This window comes from Floridaenema fluviatile BLCC-F154, from assembly GCF_041929135.1.
Classification (GTDB): domain Bacteria; phylum Cyanobacteriota; class Cyanobacteriia; order Cyanobacteriales; family Aerosakkonemataceae; genus Floridanema; species Floridanema fluviatile.
Window position 1 is genome coordinate 1 of sequence record NZ_JBHFNS010000050.1, and the last position, 20,615, is coordinate 20,615.

21 protein-coding genes, 1 tRNA gene and 1 pseudogene are annotated in these 20,615 nt (G+C 41.3%); 15 read left to right on the top strand and 8 right to left on the bottom strand.

Annotated elements, in window-relative coordinates; all coding sequences use genetic code 11:
* Nucleotides 1-143 precede the first annotated feature (143 nt).
* On the bottom strand, nucleotides 144-620 hold the full coding sequence (locus ACE1B6_RS11880; protein WP_413257442.1) for a DUF29 domain-containing protein: 477 nt from the start codon (nucleotides 618-620) through the stop codon (nucleotides 144-146).
* Nucleotides 621-796: 176 nt separating this feature from the next.
* On the opposite strand from ACE1B6_RS11880, the gene atpD reads away from it, so the two are divergent.
* Both atpD and atpC read left to right on the top strand, forming a co-directional pair.
* Nucleotides 797-2,248, top strand: a complete 1,452-nt coding sequence (gene atpD, locus ACE1B6_RS11885; RefSeq protein ID WP_413257443.1) for a F0F1 ATP synthase subunit beta — start codon at nucleotides 797-799, stop codon at nucleotides 2,246-2,248.
* A gap of 80 nt (nucleotides 2,249-2,328) precedes the next feature.
* A complete protein-coding gene (gene atpC, locus ACE1B6_RS11890) occupies nucleotides 2,329-2,745 on the top strand; it encodes an ATP synthase F1 subunit epsilon (protein WP_413257444.1) in 417 nt (138 codons plus the stop codon).
* On the opposite strand, the pseudogene ACE1B6_RS30075 reads toward atpC, so the two are convergent.
* A pseudogene (locus ACE1B6_RS30075) lies at nucleotides 2,692-2,886 on the bottom strand (hypothetical protein); the annotation flags it as partial. The gene atpC and the pseudogene ACE1B6_RS30075 overlap by 54 nt on opposite strands.
* A 231-nt stretch (nucleotides 2,887-3,117) precedes the next feature.
* Between ACE1B6_RS30075 and hpsE (ACE1B6_RS11895) the strand changes: the two are divergent.
* Both hpsE (ACE1B6_RS11895) and hpsE (ACE1B6_RS11900) read left to right on the top strand, forming a co-directional pair.
* On the top strand, nucleotides 3,118-4,143 hold the full coding sequence (hpsE, locus tag ACE1B6_RS11895) for a hormogonium polysaccharide biosynthesis glycosyltransferase HpsE (protein WP_413257445.1): 1,026 nt from the start codon (nucleotides 3,118-3,120) through the stop codon (nucleotides 4,141-4,143).
* 9 nt (nucleotides 4,144-4,152) lie between these two features.
* On the top strand, nucleotides 4,153-5,127 hold the full coding sequence (hpsE, locus tag ACE1B6_RS11900; protein ID WP_413257446.1) for a hormogonium polysaccharide biosynthesis glycosyltransferase HpsE: 975 nt from the start codon (nucleotides 4,153-4,155) through the stop codon (nucleotides 5,125-5,127).
* Between the two features lie 43 nt (nucleotides 5,128-5,170).
* Here the strand turns inward: hpsE (ACE1B6_RS11900) and ACE1B6_RS11905 are convergent, their stop codons facing one another.
* Nucleotides 5,171-6,739, bottom strand: coding sequence for an alkaline phosphatase family protein (locus ACE1B6_RS11905; RefSeq protein ID WP_413257447.1), 1,569 nt, complete (start codon nucleotides 6,737-6,739; stop codon nucleotides 5,171-5,173).
* Between the two features lie 207 nt (nucleotides 6,740-6,946).
* Complete coding sequence (locus ACE1B6_RS11910) at nucleotides 6,947-7,354, bottom strand: hypothetical protein (protein ID WP_413257448.1); 408 nt, start codon at nucleotides 7,352-7,354, stop codon at nucleotides 6,947-6,949.
* 68 nt (nucleotides 7,355-7,422) lie between these two features.
* Between ACE1B6_RS11910 and ACE1B6_RS11915 the strand changes: the two genes are divergently transcribed.
* A complete protein-coding gene (locus tag ACE1B6_RS11915; protein ID WP_413257449.1) occupies nucleotides 7,423-7,974 on the top strand; it encodes a siphovirus Gp157 family protein in 552 nt (183 codons plus the stop codon).
* A 4-nt stretch (nucleotides 7,975-7,978) separates the two neighbouring features.
* On the opposite strand, the gene ACE1B6_RS11920 is transcribed toward ACE1B6_RS11915, so the two are convergent.
* Both ACE1B6_RS11920 and ACE1B6_RS11925 read right to left on the bottom strand, forming a co-directional pair.
* Nucleotides 7,979-8,374 (bottom strand): late competence development ComFB family protein, encoded by a 396-nt coding sequence (locus tag ACE1B6_RS11920; protein WP_413257450.1) that lies wholly within the window; start codon nucleotides 8,372-8,374, stop codon nucleotides 7,979-7,981.
* Between the two features lie 354 nt (nucleotides 8,375-8,728).
* On the bottom strand, nucleotides 8,729-9,067 hold the full coding sequence (locus ACE1B6_RS11925; RefSeq protein WP_413257451.1) for a late competence development ComFB family protein: 339 nt from the start codon (nucleotides 9,065-9,067) through the stop codon (nucleotides 8,729-8,731).
* A gap of 532 nt (nucleotides 9,068-9,599) precedes the next feature.
* On the opposite strand from ACE1B6_RS11925, the gene ACE1B6_RS11930 reads away from it, so the two are divergent.
* Complete coding sequence (locus ACE1B6_RS11930; protein WP_413257452.1) at nucleotides 9,600-11,270, top strand: EamA family transporter; 1,671 nt, start codon at nucleotides 9,600-9,602, stop codon at nucleotides 11,268-11,270.
* A 313-nt stretch (nucleotides 11,271-11,583) separates the two neighbouring features.
* Here ACE1B6_RS11930 and ACE1B6_RS11935 read toward each other — a convergent pair whose 3' ends face one another.
* Entirely contained in the window at nucleotides 11,584-12,792 is a 1,209-nt protein-coding gene (locus ACE1B6_RS11935) for a tyrosine-type recombinase/integrase (RefSeq protein ID WP_413257453.1), read from the bottom strand.
* Between the two features lie 64 nt (nucleotides 12,793-12,856).
* Nucleotides 12,857-12,943, bottom strand: a tRNA-Ser gene (locus ACE1B6_RS11940).
* Nucleotides 12,944-13,123: 180 nt separating this feature from the next.
* Here ACE1B6_RS11940 and ACE1B6_RS11945 point away from each other — a divergent pair.
* The 9 genes from ACE1B6_RS11945 (at nucleotide 13,124) to moeB (ending at nucleotide 20,391) form a co-directional block, all read left to right on the top strand.
* A complete protein-coding gene (locus ACE1B6_RS11945; RefSeq protein WP_413257454.1) occupies nucleotides 13,124-13,492 on the top strand; it encodes a 2Fe-2S iron-sulfur cluster-binding protein in 369 nt (122 codons plus the stop codon).
* Between the two features lie 88 nt (nucleotides 13,493-13,580).
* A complete protein-coding gene (locus ACE1B6_RS11950; protein ID WP_413257455.1) occupies nucleotides 13,581-14,000 on the top strand; it encodes a thermonuclease family protein in 420 nt (139 codons plus the stop codon).
* 217 nt (nucleotides 14,001-14,217) lie between these two features.
* Nucleotides 14,218-15,063, top strand: coding sequence for an inositol monophosphatase family protein (locus ACE1B6_RS11955; protein WP_413257456.1), 846 nt, complete (start codon nucleotides 14,218-14,220; stop codon nucleotides 15,061-15,063).
* Between the two features lie 93 nt (nucleotides 15,064-15,156).
* The gene (locus ACE1B6_RS11960) at nucleotides 15,157-16,122 is read left to right on the top strand and encodes a DnaJ domain-containing protein (protein WP_413257457.1); all 966 of its coding nucleotides are present in this window, start codon (nucleotides 15,157-15,159) and stop codon (nucleotides 16,120-16,122) included.
* Nucleotides 16,122-17,360 carry an ATP phosphoribosyltransferase regulatory subunit gene (locus ACE1B6_RS11965; RefSeq protein ID WP_413257458.1) on the top strand — a complete coding sequence of 413 codons (1,239 nt, stop codon included), beginning with the start codon at nucleotides 16,122-16,124 and terminating at the stop codon, nucleotides 17,358-17,360. The genes ACE1B6_RS11960 and ACE1B6_RS11965 overlap by 1 nt, the downstream gene beginning before the upstream one ends.
* A gap of 84 nt (nucleotides 17,361-17,444) precedes the next feature.
* The gene (locus ACE1B6_RS11970) at nucleotides 17,445-17,672 is read left to right on the top strand and encodes an indolepyruvate ferredoxin oxidoreductase subunit alpha (protein WP_413257459.1); all 228 of its coding nucleotides are present in this window, start codon (nucleotides 17,445-17,447) and stop codon (nucleotides 17,670-17,672) included.
* 76 nt (nucleotides 17,673-17,748) lie between these two features.
* Nucleotides 17,749-18,474 carry an ABC transporter ATP-binding protein gene (locus tag ACE1B6_RS11975; protein ID WP_413257460.1) on the top strand — a complete coding sequence of 242 codons (726 nt, stop codon included), beginning with the start codon at nucleotides 17,749-17,751 and terminating at the stop codon, nucleotides 18,472-18,474.
* A 195-nt stretch (nucleotides 18,475-18,669) separates the two neighbouring features.
* A complete protein-coding gene (locus ACE1B6_RS11980; RefSeq protein WP_413257461.1) occupies nucleotides 18,670-19,128 on the top strand; it encodes a M67 family metallopeptidase in 459 nt (152 codons plus the stop codon).
* A 90-nt stretch (nucleotides 19,129-19,218) separates the two neighbouring features.
* Complete coding sequence (gene moeB, locus ACE1B6_RS11985) at nucleotides 19,219-20,391, top strand: molybdopterin-synthase adenylyltransferase MoeB (RefSeq protein ID WP_413257462.1); 1,173 nt, start codon at nucleotides 19,219-19,221, stop codon at nucleotides 20,389-20,391.
* The last annotated feature ends 224 nt before the right edge of the window (nucleotides 20,392-20,615 follow it).

A 20,615-nucleotide genomic window follows, 5' to 3' on the forward strand; every position in this document is an offset into this window, starting at 1 on the left:
CTATAGCAGTGTATTGAGTTGTTTTTCCTTTAGCCTTAAACTCTAGGACAATCATTTGCGTGGAAAAATCCTACGCAAATATCCTATCATAAATAAAGCCGTCCTGCAAGGACGGGGCTTTAGACCCAATTTTTTCGGTAACCTTAATTTAGCAAGTCTCGATCTGATTCGCTGAGAAACCCTGGCAGAAAATCCGGGTTTTTTATTTGTTCCCAGGTGTAAGGAGTGTAAGCGGGAAATGTTTGATATGAGATTAATGTTTCCCGCACAGCCAAGTCAATTCCATCTAGATAAGCTTCTGGGATTGCTTCTTCTAGGTAAGGTTTCAAGCTAGGATTTTTCTGGAGTAACTTATCAATTTTTCTCCGCTGTTCCCGAATGGTTGCTACCCAACTTCTAGACCTTTTGTTAGGTTGATACTCCCATTTCAACAAGTGTCCAAGTAGAACTCCCAAACGGTTGACTAACTCTTGCTGCTGTTGTTTACCCAAAGAGTCTATTTCCTCAATTAAATTTTCGATGTCCAGACAATCTAATTGGTGCTGACGCAATAACTCTACTTGGGTTTGTGTCCAAGCATAAAAGTCGGTTTGGTAAAGGTCGATGAGTGGAAGGTTCATTGTTTCTTCCTGTGATGGCTTGATACCCATTTCATCCTACTGTGGCAAAAAGACGATCGGGATCTGAGTTTTGTCTCAATCTTACTCCGTAAGTAGATCGATCGCATTCAGTGGTACGCTAAAGGATGGCATTGCTAAATGTTAAGACGTTTTCCCTTATTGAGATAGGCGCACGCATGGTAGCCACCACAGAAAAGACAAATACCGGGCGGATTACCCAAATTATTGGTCCCGTTGTAGACGTTGAGTTCTCCAGCGGCAAAATGCCGCAAATTTACAACGCCTTGAAAATCGAAGGCAAGAACGAAGCTGGACAAGATGTATCTGTAACCTGCGAAGTACAACAATTGTTGGGCGATAACCAAGTTCGTGCTGTTTCCATGAGTACTACCGACGGATTAATCCGCGGTATGGAAGCAGTAGATACTGGCGCTCCCATCAGTGTACCCGTTGGTGCGGCTACTCTGGGTCGGATTTTCAACGTTTTGGGCGAAACAGTAGACAACTTAGGCCCTGTAAATACTACAGAAACCTCTCCTATTCACCGCGAAGCACCCAAGCTGGTTGACTTAGAAACCTCTCCTTCAGTTTTTGAAACTGGCATCAAAGTTGTAGACCTGTTGGCACCTTATCGTCGGGGTGGCAAAATTGGTTTGTTCGGTGGTGCGGGTGTGGGCAAAACCGTAATTATTCAAGAACTGATTAACAACATCGCTAAAGCTCATGGTGGTGTGTCAGTATTTGGTGGTGTGGGCGAACGCACCCGTGAAGGTAACGACCTTTACAATGAATTCAAAGAATCTGGAGTTATTAACGAAGAAAATATCGCTGATTCTAAAGTAGCTCTAGTTTACGGTCAGATGAACGAGCCACCTGGAGCGAGAATGCGGGTGGGCTTAAGTGCTCTGACAATGGCTGAATACTTCCGGGATGTGAACAAGCAAGACGTACTTCTGTTCATTGATAATATCTTCCGGTTTGTACAAGCTGGTTCGGAAGTGTCGGCGCTGTTAGGTCGGATGCCTTCTGCGGTAGGATATCAGCCCACTCTGGCGACAGAAATGGGTGAGTTGCAAGAACGGATTACTTCCACTAAGGAAGGTTCGATTACTTCGATTCAAGCAGTTTACGTACCAGCAGATGACTTGACTGACCCGGCACCTGCAACTACTTTTGCTCACTTGGATGCGACTACAGTATTATCTCGTGGTTTGGCATCTAAGGGAATTTATCCAGCGGTAGATCCTCTGGATTCTACTTCTACGATGTTACAACCCAGTGTTGTGGGTGAAGAGCATTACAAAACTGCTCGTGCTGTGCAATCTACTCTGCAACGTTACAAAGAGTTGCAAGATATTATTGCGATTCTCGGTTTAGATGAGTTGTCGGAAGATGACCGTTTGACTGTAGCACGGGCACGGAAGATTGAGCGTTTCTTGTCTCAACCTTTCTTTGTGGCAGAAGTGTTTACTGGTTCTCCAGGTAAGTATGTGAAGTTGGAAGATACGATTAAGGGTTTCCAACGCATTCTTTCTGGTGAGTTGGATGAGTTGCCGGAACAAGCTTTTTACATGGTTGGTACCATTGAAGAAGCGATCGCTAAAGGCGAAAAACTCAAAGCTAAGTAATTAGGATTTAGGGCAGGGAAAAATTATCTCTGCCCTGATAATCAAAATCGCAAATCGAAAATCTAAAATCGCAAATCGAAATGACTTTAACAGTTCGTGTGATTGCACCAGATAAAACTGTCTGGGATTCTACTGCGGAAGAAATTATTCTGCCCAGCACTACGGGACAATTAGGTATTTTAAGTGGTCACGCACCACTTTTGACGGCCTTGGATACTGGAGTTATGCGAGTTCGCCCGGATAAAAACTGGGTAGCGATCGCTTTAATGGGTGGTTTTGCTGAAGTCGAAAACGATCTAGTAACGATTTTGGTTAATGGTGCAGAACGCAGCGATTCTATTGATATGGAAAAAGCTCGTACTGATTACACCAAAGCGCAAGAACGCTTTAACCAAGTGCAAAACAGCGAAAATCGCCAGGAAAAAATTCAAGCTACCCAAGCTTTAAAAAGAGCTCGTGCTCGTTTTCAAGCTGCTGGTGGCATGGTGCAAGTGTGAACTACCCCAACAACCTAACGGTATAGTTGGGGCTTCTAGTTTCACAGGGGAGTGCCTGAGAACGGATTTGCGTCCGGTCTTTGGTCTTACCTCCCCTCCACTAGCAGAGGCAGCTGTTCCATCTGCCTTTATTATTCTGATGTTAAATTTAACTGGTGGCTAAAGTTTCACCTTAAGAGCACTGAAGGATCTGTTCCTTCAGTGCTTTAAATTAATTTTACATTTGTTATTTAAACGCTAGGTAGATATCAAGATTTAGTAAAATCCGTGCATATACTGACCCAAAATATCTCTATCTTTGGTATTAAAAATAATAGTTATTTGATTAGTCAGAACGCTTAAATCCGATAATTAATCAAAAAAAATTGTAATATGATTGATTTTACCGTGGCGATTCCCACTTATAATGGAGCCGCCAGATTACCAGCAGTTTTAAGCCGACTGCAAAAACAGGTAAACACGGAAGGCTTGTCTTGGGAAATTATTGTTGTTGACAATAACAGCCAAGATAATACTGCTAAACTGGTGCAAGAGTATCAAACAATTTGGTCGTCAGCTTATCCATTAAAATATGTATGTGAAACTCAACAAGGAGCCGCATTTGCCAGAAATAGAGCAGTGCAAGAAGCTAGCGGCAGATTTGTTGGTTTTTTAGATGATGATAATTTGCCGGAGTCTGATTGGGTAGTAAGTGCTTACGAGTTCGGAAAAACGCATCCAAATGTGGGTGCTTATGGTAGTCAAGTAAAGGGTAAATTTGAAGTAGAACCACCGAAAAACTTTGCCAAAATAGCTGGTTTTTTTGCGATTACTAATCGAGGAAATCGGGCGCATCGCTACGAAATGCGGCAGAAGTTGCTCCCAGCAGGTGCGGGTTTAGTAGTTCGCAAACAAGCTTGGTGGGAAAATGTTCCTAATAGTTTATTTCTCAATCATAAAGGAAAAGAGGTAGGATTAGCTAGCGAAGATTTAGAGGCTGTACTGTATATTCAAAAAGCGGGTTGGGAAATTTGGTATAACCCAAAAATGGTAATTTATCATGATATTCCGAGTTGGCGATTGTCAAAAGATTATCTGATATCGGTAGCTCGTTGTGTTGGTTTGAGTCGCCATCATTTGCGAATGATGAGGTTAGAAGATTGGCAAAAACCTTTGTTAATTCCTGCGTATTTTGTCAATGATTTCCGTCGTTTGGTAGTATGCTGGCTGAAGAATAGTAGGGCGATGAAAGAGGATGCGATCGCAGCTTGCGAATTTGAGTTATTACGGTGCAGCTTAATTAGTCCTTTCTTCCTCTGGAAAAAGCAGTATTTAAGCTCTAAAAATACAGCTAATGTCACTGAAAAAAACCTGGCTGAATTGCAATTAAAAAAGCAAGTATCTTTAAAAACCAGATAATTTACTTCTATGGATTTTACAATAGTCATTCCCACTTATAATGGAGCCAATCGTTTACCTCTGGTTTTAGATCGACTGCGCCAACAAAGGAATACGGAACATTTAAATTGGGAAATTATCGTTATTGATAATAACAGTAAAGATAAGACAAAAGAAGTTTTTCAAGAGTATCAAGAAAACTGGAACGATAAAATTACATTAAGATATTCTTTTGCGGCAGAACAAGGTTTAGCTTTTGCTAGATGGGAAGGTATTTTAGCAGCAAGGGGCGAATTAATTGGATTTTTGGATGATGATATTTTACCGGATAATCACTGGGTAGCGGCAGCTTATTCCTTTGGCAAAGAACATCCTCAAGCAGGTGCTTTCGGTGGTCAAATACGTGGTAATTTTGCAGTGAAACCGCCGGAAAATTTTTCCCAAATTCAATCTTTTTTCGCAATTAGAGAAAGGGGTGAACAACTGCATCTTTACGATCCTGATAATTTAAGTTTACCTCCTGGTGCGGCATTAGTTGTTCGCAAACAAGCATGGTGTGAATGTGTTCCCCAGCGCAGTATGCTCATTGGGAGAGTGGGGGGGAAGATGTTAGCAGGTGAAGATTTTGAAGTATTGCTATATATGCACAAAGCTGGCTGGGAAATTTGGTATAATCCAGCCATGCACGCCGATCATCAAATTCCTGAAAGGCGATTAGAAAAAGATTATTTACTGTCTCTGATTCGGGGTTGTGGTTTAACTATTTGCCATTTACGAATGATTAATGCTAAAAAATGGCAAAAACCAGTGATAATGGGGAAAATTATCCTGGGTGGTCTGCGTCGCTACTTACAGCATTGGTTAAAGTATGGGACACAAGTTCAAACTGATGCGATCGCAGCTGGCGAACGGGAGTTTTATTTGAGTAGTTTAGTTAGTCCTTTTTTCTTTATTAAAACTTCCTTAGATGCCAAATTTGTTGAGGTTTTTGGTAAAAAATCGTAGCCAGGAAGTTGGATTTATGGAAACAAACCCAACTGCCAAACGACTAATTATTTACCAATACTTTTTTCGTAAAAGAGGCGATCGGTTTTCCGTCTACATTAGGCAGCGTCACTCCTAATAAAGAAGCAATTGTCGGGGCAAAATCCATCACGGAAATTGCATCTTCTACCTGACCTGGTTCAATTGAAGGCCCCATTGCAAACACAATTCCTTCTGCTTTATGATCTCCGGTACGAACACCGGGAAAACTTTTTTCCAGAGTGCCAATTTTGGGAGAATAAACTTTAGTAATTGGTGCTTCCCTGTTCCATTCAATCATCAAATCTGGGAGATGGTCTAAATATTTTCCTTGATAAAAGTCTGCGGTTCGGATTACCCTAGAAACTAATGGTTTACCAGTATCGACATTAACAATAGCCAGCAAATCTTCGGTTAATTGTTGGCAGAAAGCTTCGTACTCTGCGCCTGGGTTAATTTTACCATTTGGTTCCCGATCGACCAAATTAATCCGAATTCCTCCGTAGGTATCGTTATTAGGAATTGTAAAACATTTACGATTGCTATTATCTGGTTCTTGCAAAGCTATCCGAATTGGTTTATCACTCTTCCAAAAGCGATTTCGTAAAGGTTTCCAGATGTAATTACGGAGAGGTTGCAAAACCTGTCGTAAAATAGGTGTTTCTTCCCAAGAAGAATTGATGACTTTAGATATTTGAATGCCTACGGTAGGAGTTTTGACATTTTCTAGACGGCAAAGAATGTCATCTAACATAAATGTACCGTCATAATGTGGCCCCATGCCATGACTAGCGAGAACAAAAACGGTGGTTTCTTCTCCTACTTCTTGTAACAGTCTACCTACAGCGGCATCAAGGGCAATATATACATCTTTAATCGGATCGCCAACTGCATCTGCGATCGCTCGATCGGATTTGGGGTGAGTCGGATCGTGAAGACTCCAACATTGATGTCCGACACAATGACTTTCACTAAAAACTGTCAGAAATAAATCCCATTCTCCTTGATTTAAAAAGTCACGAGAAAGTAATTCTTTTGTTTGAGATCTGCTGATTAAATCATCGCGAAAATGTTGGTATCCTTCGACATTCCGAGACAATCGATTACAATATCCTATCGGATCTTTACCATATTTTGCTTCTATTTCTGGGGCTAGCGATCGCGGCCAAGTATACAGTCGATCGATAATATCTGGGTCATGAGTTAGCCAGTCAACTACCTGGATACCATTGACATTTTCTGTCGGAGGAGTTCTAGGAAGATCGATAATTGCAACTTTCCTACCTGCACGACTCAAAGTATCCCAAAACATTTCTCCTTTCAAGTCAAATACACTATAATTAGTAGTGATATAAGTACCGGGATTTATTTGACTATAGCAGTAGCAACCATGTTTGGCAGCGTCAACTGCGGTGGCAAAAGAAGGCCAAATCGCACCAACATAAAGTCCGATTGGATTGTTAGTAATTCCCCAAGCTGCTTTGCCAAACAGCGATTTAAAAGTAGGAAGTAAGCCTTCATTAGCCCACTGAGTAATCAAATCTTTGTCTGCTGCATCCAGACCGATGAACAGTATTTTGGTTTTTTCATTCATAAAATATTCCCTACTGAATAAGCAATTTTTATAATTCCAGCTTATTCAGTACTAGATTACTCTTTAGTTCAGAGATTGCCAAGGTTTTATTGAAGTTTTGTTAACAGCTTGGTTAGCTCTTGATTTAAAATTTCATAACCTTTACTATTCAGGTGTAAGGTGTCTCGGTAGTAATTATTTTTCCGATATTTTTCTAATATTGCATAGCTATCGAATATCGATAATTCTGGTTTGGCGATCGGGAAATAGCGGAATAGTTTTTAAATCATTAATCCCAACTTGAACAATAATAATTTGCGGACGCAAAGGTAAAACTTGCTTTGCCAAACGTCCCAAAACGTAAAAACCTTTGATTTCACTCGGAAAAGTCCATTCCTCGGCTCGTGAATCGCCAAAAAAAACTACTTTTGTTTGAGAATTATTACTCAAATCAACTGATTGGGATTTGTCTGAAAAACGTTGCCAACCTAAAGGATCTAAGCGAGTTTGATTTAAGAGTAAATAAAAATGTCTTGCTGCAATAAATAAAATTACGTTAAGCACCACAGAAGTGAGCAAAGCAGTTATAGATAAGATTAAAGTTAAACGAATAAGTTGCGATGATTTGGGCATCATAACATTTTGGTTTGATTACAGATATACTATACTGCAACAAAGGTAATGGCTAATTGAGAATCAAGGCGATGGAAACTACGACAGAACAAAATGTCACTGCACAACCGCGGACTTTATTTAGTATTTCCGCAGATATTGATGAGCTATCTACTTTACTCGATGAAGTAGAAGGAGACGATGTTGAGAGTGCTAAATTAATTGGGGAATGGCTGGAGAGATTGGGAGAAGAACGCGATCGCAAACTCGATAATTATGCTGCTTTAATTTCCGAATTACAAGCTAGAGCCGCTGTTCGTAAAGCCGAAGCCAAAAGATTAGCCGAATTAGCCGCCAGCGACGAAAAAAAAGCCGAAATGCTCAAAGAAAGACTCAAATGGTTTTTTGAAATCCACAAGTTAAAAACTGTAGAAACTGTACGTTATAAATTATCTTTAACCAAAAGTGGTGGTAAACCACCTTTAATTTTAGATGATGGGATTTCTCCCACAGATTTACCAGAAAAATTTCAAAAATCCCATGTAGAAGCTGATAAAACGGCAATTAGAGCCGCTTTAGAAGCTGGAGAAGAGTTAAATTTTGCTTATTTAGGCGATCGTAGTTCTAGTATCAGAATCCGCTAACTTACTAATACTTTTTCATCTCCTGCTGTCCAACAGAAAACTGTTTATCCTGCATATAACATGAAGTTGGATCGTTTTCCACTTCTTTTTGTACTCCTTTTTTTAAAGGAGTGGAAACTTTTAGTGGATCTGTTTGTACTGCTATTAATGCCTGACGCACAGCTGTAGTAATTTGCCCTTTGAGTTTAGTTTTTGCCCTTACTTGTTGCCAATGCCAACCCTCTTCACTAGTAGCATATAAGGCGGGCAATCGATTCAAGGCATAAGCTATAACTTGTATGGGATCGATATATTTGAGGATCTTTGGTGGTAATTGCCGTAACTGATACTCTACTTCCTGTACTACCATTGGTTCAATGGCATTACGATAAATTACGCTTTTATTGGTGATGGTTTTCATAGGGAAACACTTAATTAAAAAAAGGCTCTACAGAGTAACGCAAGAGTTTGCTCTTCAATCAAATTTTACGCAACTCACACCCTGACACCCTAGACAATATTAACCTCTGAATTTTAAAATTCACGGGATTTTTTCGACTGTGCAATTCTTGCCCAGACTCTATCGTGTTGAATCCTACCTAATTTTTCCCATAGTAGTCAATTCTCTAGCAACAAATTTTATATTAATTATTATGTAGATAAAGAGTAGTCAAAAAAACAGTTTTTAATGTCAAGTAAATTTTTCACAAGAATTGTTGCAAAAATCCTTTGCCCATTGTCATCTCACAGTCAATATTTTGGCGATCGAGAATAGTTACTTACTGCGATTTCGGGAATTAATCTCCAAATTGCCACGTATTTTCAAGGGAGTTGTCACCTTCAAAGGATCTTTTTGTACAGCAGCCAATCCCTGACGTACTGCCATAATAATCCGGTCTTTAAGTTCAGTTTTTGCTTTTAGCTGCTGCTTACGCCAACCTTCTTCACTAGTAGCATAAAGTGAAGGCAAACGATTTAGTGCATAAGCAATTACTTGGGCTGGATTGATGTATTTAGCGAGATGAGGTGGAAATTTCTCTATTTGCCGTTCTACCTCTTCGATGACGATCGCTTCCAAAACATTAACGTAACTTAATGTTTGGTTCCGTGACATTGAGGAGACTGTTCTCCTCCCGAAGGGATTTTCAGGCTGAGGAGATACTGATTTATAATCCTCTGGGTTGAGTGCAGCCATACCGTCATAATTCTCCAACTAACTCAATAACCGTGTTTTCACTTAAGCGATACTTAAGTATGATTTTGATCTTAGCTTATGGTTTTTATTTTTCCCCGTAATTTTGCTGATAAATTTCCCTGTTAGCTTGATAAAATTTTCATGTTGCTATCCAGAGCAAAATTCCTCTAGTTGGCTGGAAATACTTGCCTGTAGATGTTGGTACTTACGGATACGAGAATTGTTGAGAAAAGTGTCATCAGCAAATTGGATGAAAAACTAATTGCCTGAAAAGCCTGTGGTGGTTTCTGTAGGGAACCCAGTTTTAGGTGTTTACCCAGTAGGTTTCCAGTTTTGTGTGGATATATTCTATATTTTGGGCTTTAATTGGCAGTGGATGTAGTGAACAACAGCGAAATACAACTAGCAATAAATGTTATTTTATAGCCAATTGGCAAGAGGTTAGAAGCTAATGGCGCAATTGGAAAACCAAAGGCAAACTCAGGGTGAAGGCAACCCGCAAACCGCAGAGGAATCACTAAAGCTTTTGACAGAGCAACTGCAAAACATTCAACAAGGTTTAGTAGAGCAGTTGCGGCGAGATGTCAACCAGCTAGAAAGTGAGAAATCTCGCTTAAATACTGAGATTGAGCAAATGCGATCGCAGTATCAACAGCTACAATCCGAACAGCAGACAGCCGAGCAAAGAGTCTGGACACAACAGCTGGCACAGATATTGGCTACCCAGCTGCAAGAAGAGTTAAGACAACAACAACTCAACCTTCTAGCAGCAAATGCTTCTGAGTCCAGTAGTGGAGACGAAAACTCTTACGAGTTACTTGCGGCCTTAAACTCCACGCTGAATTCTACTTTAAGGGCATTACAACAGGACATCAACAGTTATCAAAGTAACTTCTCCCAACAGCTAGGTCGGATGCAAAGCCTAGAACAGCAAGGGGAAGCTATTTTAGAAGCCTTAGTAACTCGTCTGCGGCTACAACTTCAGGAAACTTACCGACCAGAGAGAACTTCTTCTGTACCCAGAATCACACCGGGTCGTCGTCCGGCGACTTTGCCCGGTCGTAGTAGCCAGCAGCCACCCGCAGTCGGTCTAGCACCAACTGCCCCAGCGACTCCGACCGCACCATCTCCCCAAACAGCAAATTTTAAATTAGGGGTGATTTTAGTTTTAATTTCTTCTTTGATGTTTTCCTTACAAAACATCGTTGTCAGGGTGTTATTAAGGGAGCGAAATATCTTTGGCATATTTAAAGAAGTTGGGGGGTTTATTACTCCTAGCCCTGGTAACTCTTTATTAATTTTGTTGTTGCGAATGCTCCTAGTTGCACCTTTAATGGCTTTTGTTGTCGCGCCATTGTTTTACAACAACACTTGGCGAGATATCAAGCATTTAGGGCAGAAAAGTCAGTTTAGTAGACTGTTAAGCGTAATTGGGAGTGGTTTTTGTCTGTTCCTATCCCAATTTTTTATCTATATTGCTTTAGGAAACATTCCCACCGGGGTAGCAACAACTATTTTCTTTGTTTATCCGACAGTTACGATTTTGTTGTCTTGGTTAATCTTCCGGGATAAACCGACATTTTTACTGGTTTTAGCCACAGTTTCTATTTACATCGGTGGTTTCTTAACTATTCCCAGCTTCACCAGCGGGGCGAAGGGAAATGTGAATTTGGGAGTCACAACCGCGATTTTATCTGGTATAGCTTTTGCGGTGTATGTAGTGCTGATTAAAGTCAGTCGGATGCACCCAATTCCCTTTAGTGTGGTTAACTTTAGCACAATTTTGTTTTTGTCTGCGATCGTCCTACCCTTTTTCGGATATCAAGTTAAGCCGGAGATGTGGCCTAGCTTATTAATTGGGACCTTAGTGTTAGCTACTACTACCCTTGGTGGTTATCTCCTAAACAACTTTGGTGTCCCCTTAATTGGTCCACCTTTAGCTTCCGTGGTTAGTGCTAGTGGCCCAGCTTTAACTACCATGTTAGCTTTCTTGATTATCCAAGAAAACTTGCAACTTTACCAAATTCTTGGTGTGGTATTAGTAACAGTTTGGGTCATTGGAATTAGCGCCCAAAATTTGAAACCAAAAACTCCCCCAAGTCAGCCTGCTGCTAGTAAGTAAGTTGCGGAAAACTTGGACTTTATAGTATTAAGGACTGAGTGTTAATTCACCCAGTCCTTAACTTTAGAAATGTGGATTGGTTAATTTTCCCTAGACAGCAGGGGATGGGCTACCTACATCTACCCCCATCAACTACTACATCTCTTTACTAGCAAGAATTACAGCCAAAACTAATCCGGGGAATTTTAGCCTGTTTACTCAATGGCGATAGTCAAAGGATAGTCACAACTCAACCTGCCTCAAACGTTTGCCTGAAGCAAGTTTTCTCTTCATCTGATTACTAGAATAGTACAAATGAATTTATTTGCCAAGGCTAAAATTCGGGAACCATTAAATCTCTTTTCCTCCCCGCATAATGTTTATAAATTACTTCCGGCGAATTTCCCACTAAACGAGCCACGTCTTTCACGTCTAACCCATTCTCTAATGCTAAAGTAATGAAAGTGTGACGGGTTTGATATTGAGGTCGATAACGCTCAATTTTTCCCTCATCCGCTAAACCTTGCACAATCCCTATATATCTTTTACCCTTATTCACCGAACCTTTCCAAACAAAAGCATGAAATGTATGGGAATTAATCTCTTTTCCTGAAACTGAAGGAAAAACTAAATCCTCACTCTTGTAATTCTCAGGACGGATACTTAACAATAAAGATTGCATTGACTTATTACAAGGAAAATCACGCCTTTCCTCTGTCTTTAAACCTTTACGAATTTTTTGGCTGGAAATACTGACAACTGCTTCGGAAAAAGTAATCTTGGAACAATCACTATTAATATGTTTCCATTTCAAGGCTACAGCTTCCGAAGTTCGGCAACCTGTCATGAATAAAAATCGCACAAAATTAGTATAATGATGATAAATTGGGTGTTCCCGGAAAGTATTGATAATTATATCCCTTTCCTGGGCAGTAAACGGATCGATATCAATCCCGTCAGCACTATTTCTCGGACTTTTAATTTCTTGCGCCATACCCTGAAAAGGATTACTCTCTATTAATTCAGACTTTACAGCCCAATTACAACAAGCATTAATTTGCATTAAAATCCTTTTGGCAGTATAAGGACTGTTTTTACTTACTAAATAATCCCGGATTTCAGTACTATCCTTTAACAACTTTGTCGGTAACTTATTAATATGAGATGCAACTCGGTTAAAATTGAGCCTTAAAGTAGTTTCCTCTACCTGCGTTGATTTAAATTCGGTGTACTTCTCCCACAACTCATTTAAATTCAGAGGTACTATGAAATTTTCGGAAGGCTTTGCTAAACTTAGGTGAGACTGAGGACGGTATTTTACTAAGGTTGGATCGAAATTTCCTGTGGCAATATCTTCTTCGATCGCCCAAGCTTTAGATTGTACCCTTTTCCAATTCTCTGGTGTATCCTCTAATCCAGTAGAAATGTACTTCTGTTTACCACCAAAGATTTGCCTCGGTAGCCTTAGTCTCAGCTTACCTCGAAACTTTTCTACTCCGACTGTACCTTTGGGAGCCTTTGTCTGTTTATTTTTTGCGGGCATCTCTGTTTGTTACTATTACCATCCATCCAGTTTAAAGGATAAACTCTAAAACTCTTACTGGGAACGGAGAGGGAGGGATTCGAACCCTCGTTGAAGTTGCCCCCAAACAGCATTTCCAGTGCTGCGCCTTCAACCACTCGGCCACCTCTCCAAGGCTGTGCTTTGGTTTTTTTTCGCACCGAATTCACAAGCTTGTCTATCTTAGCATAAATTACTCAAGAGTCTATAATTGCGATCGGTTTTTTTAGAAAAATAATTCTGCTCCCCAGACCAAATGTAGCGAGAGCCCCTGGCTCAATTTAAGATATATGATGTTGCTCAAATGTTTGTAATGTCTCGCTTATATAAAATTCGGATTCACGATCGCCAAAAGAATACCTATCATACCATCGAAGTCCCAGACGATCGCTACATCCTCCACAGCGCCGAAAACCAAGCTGTCGAACTACCATTCTCCTGTCGCAACGGCGCTTGTACCACCTGCGCGGTACGAGTGATTTCTGGCGACATCTATCAACCCGAAGCAATGGGACTATCCCTAGAATTACAAAAACAAGGTTACGCTCTCCTCTGTGTGAGTTACGCTCGCTCAGACTTAGAAGTGGAAACGCAAGATGAAGACGAAGTTTACGAACTCCAGTTTGGTCGCTATTTTGGCAAAGGTAAAGTTAAAGTCGGTTTGCCTTTGGATGAAGACTAAAATTACTCTCTTCCTGAGCTTGGTGACTGTTTTCTGTTTCATACTCTTGGGGGGATGTCAGTCTACTAGTACTCCCCAAGGAGTTATCTTGTCAGTAGAACGAGTTATTAACGGACAAACCTTAGAAGTAAAACTAACTGACTCAAATGTAAGAGTACAACTGATCGGCGTGTCAGCACCAGACCTACGCCAAAGACCTTGGGGAGAAATCGCTAGAGAAAGATTACAGGAAATGATTGCCGAAAAACCTGTGTTGCTGGAGTCTGACTTGGAACCAAAAGATAAATTCGATCGACAACTAGCTTATGTCTGGCAAGATGGTAAGCTATTAAATGAACAATTGCTCAAAGAAGGTCGGGCTTTATTTCGACCTCGATCGCTTAACCGCAAGTACGACAAACGACTAGAACAAGCTCAAGAATACGCTAGAGTGATGGGATTAGGAATATGGAACCCAGATCAACCCTTGCGTCTACCTCCAGAACAATTTCGGCAACAATACAGGTAATTAATTAACTACCCAAAATTGAGCCTTTCACATCAGGGTGGGAAAAAAGCAAAAATTACTTTCCTGACTAGAATCAGCAGCCCCGCTATCCTAATCAGGAAAGAATAAACTTTTTTGGCTAAACTACTTGCTCATTTTATCCTTTATAGCCGATACTTTTTCTCAAGGCTACATAATATTATTAGTAATTTTCCATACCTAACTTCCTGATTAGATAATGAGTTCACCTACCCCTGAACAGTTACAAACCTTTCTCGATATTGCCACAGAAGCCGCTCTCGCTGCGGGTGCTGTCTTGCAAACTTATTATGGCAACTTAGAAAGCATCGAAGAAAAAGGTCGTCCCGGAGATTTGTTAACCGCCGCTGATAAAGCAGCTGAAGCAGTAATTTTGGAAATTTTACATCGCCACTTTCCCAATCATGCAATTTTAGCAGAAGAATCGGGACAGTTAGGAGAACAAGAAAATAAGTATCTGTGGGCGATCGATCCTTTAGATGGTACCACAAACTTTGCCCACCAATATCCCTTTTTCTCCGCTTCAATTGGACTTTTAATTGACGGAATTCCCCAAGTAGGAGCAATTTTTGATCCCTTTCATAATGAACTATTTCGTGCAGCAAAAGGTTTAGGAGCAACCCGGAACCGTCGGACAATTAAAGTTTCTCAAACAACAGAACTAAGTAAAAGTTTATTAGTTACAGGTTTCGCTTACGATCGTCGTCAGACAAATGACAATAATTATGCCGAATTCTGTCATCTTACCCATCTTACCCAAGGCGTGCGCCGTAGTGGATCGGCATCCCTAGATTTAGCTCATGTAGCTTGTGGACGCTTAGATGGATACTGGGAAAGAGGACTTTCTCCTTGGGATATTACCGCCGGAATAGTTCTAGTAGAAGAAGCAGGAGGCAAAGTAACTGCATACAATGGCAGTCCTTTACAAATAAAATCAGGAAGAATCTTAGCAACAAACGGTTTGATTCACAACAGTCTAAGTACCGAACTTATGCAAGTGCATCCTTTATCAGATTGGGGAAAACACTTAACAACAAATGTTTAATTTACACCGACAAAAATTATCTCAGAGATATTACATCCTTTGATGTTAGGAAGTACACTAGATTTATAGAACGAAATTCTGGAACAGTAAATTATGGCACTTAATATTGAACAAGGATTATTCAAGTTCGACTGTGCAGACCATCACGCAGTTTTAGGCGTACCATTGGATGCTACAGCTAACGAAGTGAGAAAAAGATATCTGAAAATTTCCCGTCGCCTCCATCCAGACAGCTGCACCGCTGACAGCGAAGCCAGCAAACAACAAGCCAGTCAGTTCTTTGCCAAATTAGTTAGTCCAGCATATCAACAACTGTTTAACGATCAAAGTCGCGCCGAACATAACGTATTGTTAACCCGCATGGGAAAACGGTTAGTACAAGAAAGAGAGAAAGTAGACCTGCAAAGTGAACTAGCCCAACAGCTATACAAATCCACTAACTTGGAACATGAGTATAAAACAGCATTGCATAAACTAGTTGAAAAACAATATGAATCAATAGACCAAATTCTCCAAAATACAGCCCAAATCAGCGAACTAAATTTAGTGTACTTACTACGTAAGTCTAGCCAAGGTCAAAGTGTCACTAAACCACCAGAAGTGACTAAATTAACAACTCCTAGCGTCACCACACCAGCAAAAACTAACCCCACAGCAGGTAAAGTACCCCCACCACCCCCAACCGGAGAAAAGAAAGCACCTAAAGTGGAAAATTCAGCTATGGAAGCTTACTGCCGTCGTGCTGAAGAATATATCGAAAAGAACTATCCCGCCAAAGCTATCTTAGAATTGCGAGATGCTCTGAAAATGGAGCCGAAAAATAGCCGCATTCATGCTTTAATGGCAATGGCTTACTTAAATCAAGATCAGTCGAAAATGGCAAAAATTCACTTGGAAAGCGCCTTGCAATTTAATCCTCAAGAGCCAACAGCTTTAGAAGTGAAAAAACGCATCGATACGATCGAAAAACGTACTAATTTACGTGCAGCAGCCGGTAAAAAAGCTGAAAGTAAGTCAGGCGGCGGTTTATTTGGATTGTTTGGCGGGAAGAAGAAATAATGGTGTATCAACCACCTGCGGGGGCACGGGATTTATTGCCCCTCGATGTAGCTCAAAAATGTTGGATTGAAAACCGTTTACAGCAGGTTTACCATCGCTGTGGCTATCATCAGATTATTACCTCGACAATTGAGCGGTTGGATACTTTAATGGCAGGTGGTGCGATCGACCGCTCCACCGTCTTACAATTGCAAGCAGGCACAGAAGAAGAAAATTTAGGACTGCGCCCAGAATTAACTGCTAGTATCGCTAGAACCGCAGTTACCCGCATGGCAGGAGTTAGTTATCCCCAGCGACTTTATTACAACGCCAACGTATTTAGAAGGGCAAAAGAAGGTAGCTACAGCGGACAGCAAGAATTCTACCAAGCCGGAGTCGAATTAATTGGCGGTGGTGGATTACTAGCAGATGGCGAAATTTTACTGTTGCTGGCAGAATGTTTGTTTGAGTTGGGGTTAAATGGTTGGCATTTAGTTTTGGGCGAAGCCGGACTAACTCGCAGTTTGCTAGCACCTTTTCCAGGGAAAATTCAGGAGAAAGTCAGAATAGCGATCGCACATCTCGATCGTGTTACCCTAGAAACTCTCCCCCTCGAACCAGAACTTAAAGCACACGCCTTAATGTTACTCGACTTACGGGGAAAACCAGCCGATGTTCTCCAAAAAGTCGCTAACTTACAACTAGACCCGGCTGGAGAAGAAGCACTTAATAATCTTAAATCTTTAATAGACTTACTAGAACAAGGTTTGCCTAACTTAGCTGGAAACACAAACCTTACTTGCCAAGTCACACTCGACTTAAGCTTAATTCAAACTTTTAACTATTACACAGGCATAGTATTTGAAGTCGTCGGCGAAACAGACACCGGAAAAAATATCTTGGGACAAGGAGGACGTTACGACCACCTGTTATCTCTCTACCATCCCCAAGGACATAACGTTCCCGGTATTGGTTTTTGCTTAAACATTGAAGAGTTATACCAAGTTTTACTCCCCACCGCACAGTTACCCCAAGAAACACCAACTAGCGAATGTCTAGTAGTTGCCGAAACACCTTCCGCTTTTCCCGCAGCATTCACTTACGCCCATAGTTTGCGCCAATCAAAAGACTTGGTACAAGTAGAATTAGACTTGGGCGGACGTAACCCAGAACAAATTCGGGAATATGCCCGCTATCGTCGCATCTCCCAAATTGCTTGGGTAAAAGAGTCCGGTTCCCCAGCGATCGAAACACTCTAACCCAAAAAGCATTACAATTCTTAATTGTTAGTTTAACCAAAAAGTGCTAACCAAACTCGTCTGTCGAATTTTACAAGAGAGAGAATGCCACACACAATTGTTACAAATACCTGCGAAGGCGTTGCTGACTGCGTAGACGCTTGTCCCGTAGCTTGCATCCATGAAGGCCCAGGCAAAAACGCCAAAGGCACAGATTGGTATTGGATTGACTTCTCCACCTGCATCGATTGTGGCATCTGCCTACAAGTTTGCCCGGTAGAAGGTGCTATAGTTCCCGAAGAACGCCCAGAACTGCAAAAAACACCTCAATAATCTGCTTCAAAACCTCCTCTTCTTCTTCCTTCGTGTCCTTCGCGTCTTCGTGGTTCCATAAAAAACCTAAAATCGAATGAGTAACCCACTATTAGAAGTAGAAAACGTCTACGCCGGATATGTCAAAGACTTAGACATTCTGCAAGGAGTTAACTTTAAAATTTACCCAGGCGAATTAGTCGCCGTCATCGGTCCTAATGGGGCCGGAAAATCTACCTTAGCTAAAACTATCTTTGGGTTACTGACTCCCCACCAAGGAAAAATTACTTTTAAAGGCGAAAGCATTGGTGGTTTGAAATCAGATCAAATTGTGCAAAGAGGAATGTGTTACGTTCCTCAAATTGCTAACGTTTTTCCCAGTTTAACAGTAGAAGAAAATCTGGAAATGGGGGCTTTTATTCGTAATGACTCCCTGCAACCATTAAAAGATAAAATTTACTTCTCTTTCCCCGTTTTAGCTGAACGTCGTCGCCAACGGGCAGGAACTCTTTCCGGCGGACAAAGGCAAATGTTGGCAATGGGTCGGGCTTTAATGTTACAACCTAGTTTACTATTATTAGATGAACCTTCGGCAGCTTTGTCTCCCATTTTGGTTAATAATGTTTTTCAGCAAATTCGTCAAATTAATAGCGATGGAACTGCGATCGTCCTCGTCGAACAAAATGCTAGAAAAGCTTTGGAAATGTCCGATCGCGGTTATGTCTTGGAGGCAGGTCGCGATCGCTTCACCGGCCCCGGTACCCAACTACTAAACGACCCCAAAGTAGGTGAACTCTATCTCGGTGTTAAACCAATTCATTGAAGTTTTGTTAAATTTTTGGGGCGGCGAATTTTGGTTACAGGGGATACAGTTTTTCCCAGGCGCTAGGTGATACACTTTAAATAATGGGATAGTTATAACTTTTTTATTTTTGTAAATATCCCATTATATAAGAATCAAAACTAAATTAATTATATCAGGAAACAGTCCAAAAGTTAAATCAAATTTGTAAAAAAAATGATTCAAATTTCCCCCGAAGATTTACAAGCGATAAGCAGACACGCCGAAAGAACGTATCCCGAAGAATGTTGCGGAATCGTGTTAGGAAAAATCGGAGAAGAAGGGAAAACAGTCGTGGAAGTCTGGGAAACGGTTAATGCTTGGTCAGAAGAGAAATGGGCAGAGTTTCCGGGGAGTGGAGGAATCAGGAGTAAACAGAGGACATTTGCGATCGCACCACAAGAGATCGTCAAAGCACAAAAGGCAGCACGCGATCGACAAATACAGATTATGGGATTTTACCACTCGCACCCAGACCATCCGGCGATCCCATCGGAAATGGATCGAGCGATCGCTTGGCAAGTATACTCTTATATAATCGTCTCCGTGCCAAAAGGCAAAGCTCATGAAGTGAGAAGTTGGTGTTTAGATGACGCGCATCAGTTTCAGGAAGAGGCAATTCTCACCAACGTTTAAGACAAAGTGTAAAAACCACGAAGACAGGAAGGACAGGAAGGATACTTTTTAGATAAGATCTTAGATCTGCTTTTTGCTGTAAAGATTGCCATGCTCAATCCTAATTTGGATCAAGTCCAATTATCCAAAGAAGAATACGAAAGATACTCCCGCCACCTGATCTTACCGGAGGTAGGGCTAGAAGGGCAAAAACGCCTAAAAGCTGCCAGCGTCCTCTGCATCGGTACAGGTGGACTAGGTTCCCCATTACTGTTGTACCTAGCAGCAGCGGGAATTGGCAGACTGGGAATAGTTGACTTTGATATAGTCGATAGTTCCAACCTACAACGCCAAGTCATTCACGGAACATCCTGGGTAGGAAAACCCAAAATTGAATCCGCCAAAAACCGGATTTTAGAAATTAACCCCAACTGTCAGGTTGATTTATACGAAACTCGCATTAGTGCCGAAAATGCCCTAGATATCGTTGAACCTTACGACATCGTAGTGGATGGAACAGATAATTTCCCCACCCGGTATTTAGTTAACGATGCTTGTGTATTACTCAACAAACCAAACGTTTACGGTTCAATCTTCCGGTTTGAAGGACAAGCTACTGTCTTTAACTATGAAGGTGGCCCAAATTATCGCGATTTGTACCCCGAACCCCCACCGCCAGGAATGGTTCCCTCTTGTGCCGAAGGCGGCGTTTTAGGGATTTTACCCGGAATTATTGGTGTAATTCAAGCCACAGAAACTATCAAAATTATCATCGGCAAAGGGACAACCTTAAATGGAAGATTGTTGCTGTTCAACGCCTTGGAAATGAAATTCCGCGAGTTGAAACTGCGCCCAAATCCGATTCGTCCCGTGATTGAAAAACTCATAGACTACGAACAATTCTGCGGCATTACCCAAGCTAAAGCAGAGGAGGCAAAACAGCAGATGGAAATGTCAGAAATGACAGTCAAAGAGTTAAAGCAACTGCTTGATAGTGGCACTGATGACTTCGTTTTGATTGATGTTCGTAATCCTAATGAATACGATATCGCCAAAATTCCCGGTGCGGTTTTAGTGCCTTTACCAGAAATTGAAAGTGGTCCCGGCGTGGAGAAAGTGAAACAATTACTCAACGGTCATCGCTTAATTGCTCATTGTAAAATGGGTGGGCGATCGGCAAAAGCTTTGGGTATTTTGAAAACAGCCGGAATCGAAGGCACTAACGTTAAAGGCGGCATCACTGCTTGGAGTCGCGAAGTTGATCCTTCCATTCCTGAGTATTAATTGGGGACTGGGGACTGGGGACTGGGGACTGGGGACTGGGGACTGGGGACTGGGGACTAGGAAAGATGTCAGTTTCAAGTTTCCCCCCACCTCCCCACCTCCCCATCTCCCCTTCTCCCCCGAGAAAAAATTTTAAGTTATATGAAAAATTCCCGTTGGTGTTAACTTCTGCGGAAAAGAGGGAATATTAGAAATAGGGGAGACAAGTGACAGTTCTTCTGCTC

What these genes read in the sequence shown, in the direction of transcription:
- ACE1B6_RS11880 (WP_413257442.1), bottom strand. Translation starts at nt 620, where the DNA reads ATGAACCTTCCACTCATCGACCTTTACCAAACCGACTTTTATGCTTGG.
- atpD (WP_413257443.1), top strand. Translation starts at nt 797, where the DNA reads ATGGTAGCCACCACAGAAAAGACAAATACCGGGCGGATTACCCAAATT.
- atpC (WP_413257444.1), top strand. Translation starts at nt 2,329, where the DNA reads ATGACTTTAACAGTTCGTGTGATTGCACCAGATAAAACTGTCTGGGAT.
- hpsE (WP_413257445.1), top strand. Translation starts at nt 3,118, where the DNA reads ATGATTGATTTTACCGTGGCGATTCCCACTTATAATGGAGCCGCCAGA.
- hpsE (WP_413257446.1), top strand. Translation starts at nt 4,153, where the DNA reads ATGGATTTTACAATAGTCATTCCCACTTATAATGGAGCCAATCGTTTA.
- ACE1B6_RS11905 (WP_413257447.1), bottom strand. Translation starts at nt 6,739, where the DNA reads ATGAATGAAAAAACCAAAATACTGTTCATCGGTCTGGATGCAGCAGAC.
- ACE1B6_RS11910 (WP_413257448.1), bottom strand. Translation starts at nt 7,354, where the DNA reads ATGATGCCCAAATCATCGCAACTTATTCGTTTAACTTTAATCTTATCT.
- ACE1B6_RS11915 (WP_413257449.1), top strand. Translation starts at nt 7,423, where the DNA reads ATGGAAACTACGACAGAACAAAATGTCACTGCACAACCGCGGACTTTA.
- ACE1B6_RS11920 (WP_413257450.1), bottom strand. Translation starts at nt 8,374, where the DNA reads ATGAAAACCATCACCAATAAAAGCGTAATTTATCGTAATGCCATTGAA.
- ACE1B6_RS11925 (WP_413257451.1), bottom strand. Translation starts at nt 9,067, where the DNA reads ATGTCACGGAACCAAACATTAAGTTACGTTAATGTTTTGGAAGCGATC.
- ACE1B6_RS11930 (WP_413257452.1), top strand. Translation starts at nt 9,600, where the DNA reads ATGGCGCAATTGGAAAACCAAAGGCAAACTCAGGGTGAAGGCAACCCG.
- ACE1B6_RS11935 (WP_413257453.1), bottom strand. Translation starts at nt 12,792, where the DNA reads ATGCCCGCAAAAAATAAACAGACAAAGGCTCCCAAAGGTACAGTCGGA.
- ACE1B6_RS11945 (WP_413257454.1), top strand. Translation starts at nt 13,124, where the DNA reads ATGTCTCGCTTATATAAAATTCGGATTCACGATCGCCAAAAGAATACC.
- ACE1B6_RS11955 (WP_413257456.1), top strand. Translation starts at nt 14,218, where the DNA reads ATGAGTTCACCTACCCCTGAACAGTTACAAACCTTTCTCGATATTGCC.
- ACE1B6_RS11960 (WP_413257457.1), top strand. Translation starts at nt 15,157, where the DNA reads ATGGCACTTAATATTGAACAAGGATTATTCAAGTTCGACTGTGCAGAC.
- ACE1B6_RS11965 (WP_413257458.1), top strand. Translation starts at nt 16,122, where the DNA reads ATGGTGTATCAACCACCTGCGGGGGCACGGGATTTATTGCCCCTCGAT.
- ACE1B6_RS11970 (WP_413257459.1), top strand. Translation starts at nt 17,445, where the DNA reads ATGCCACACACAATTGTTACAAATACCTGCGAAGGCGTTGCTGACTGC.
- ACE1B6_RS11975 (WP_413257460.1), top strand. Translation starts at nt 17,749, where the DNA reads ATGAGTAACCCACTATTAGAAGTAGAAAACGTCTACGCCGGATATGTC.
- ACE1B6_RS11980 (WP_413257461.1), top strand. Translation starts at nt 18,670, where the DNA reads ATGATTCAAATTTCCCCCGAAGATTTACAAGCGATAAGCAGACACGCC.
- moeB (WP_413257462.1), top strand. Translation starts at nt 19,219, where the DNA reads ATGCTCAATCCTAATTTGGATCAAGTCCAATTATCCAAAGAAGAATAC.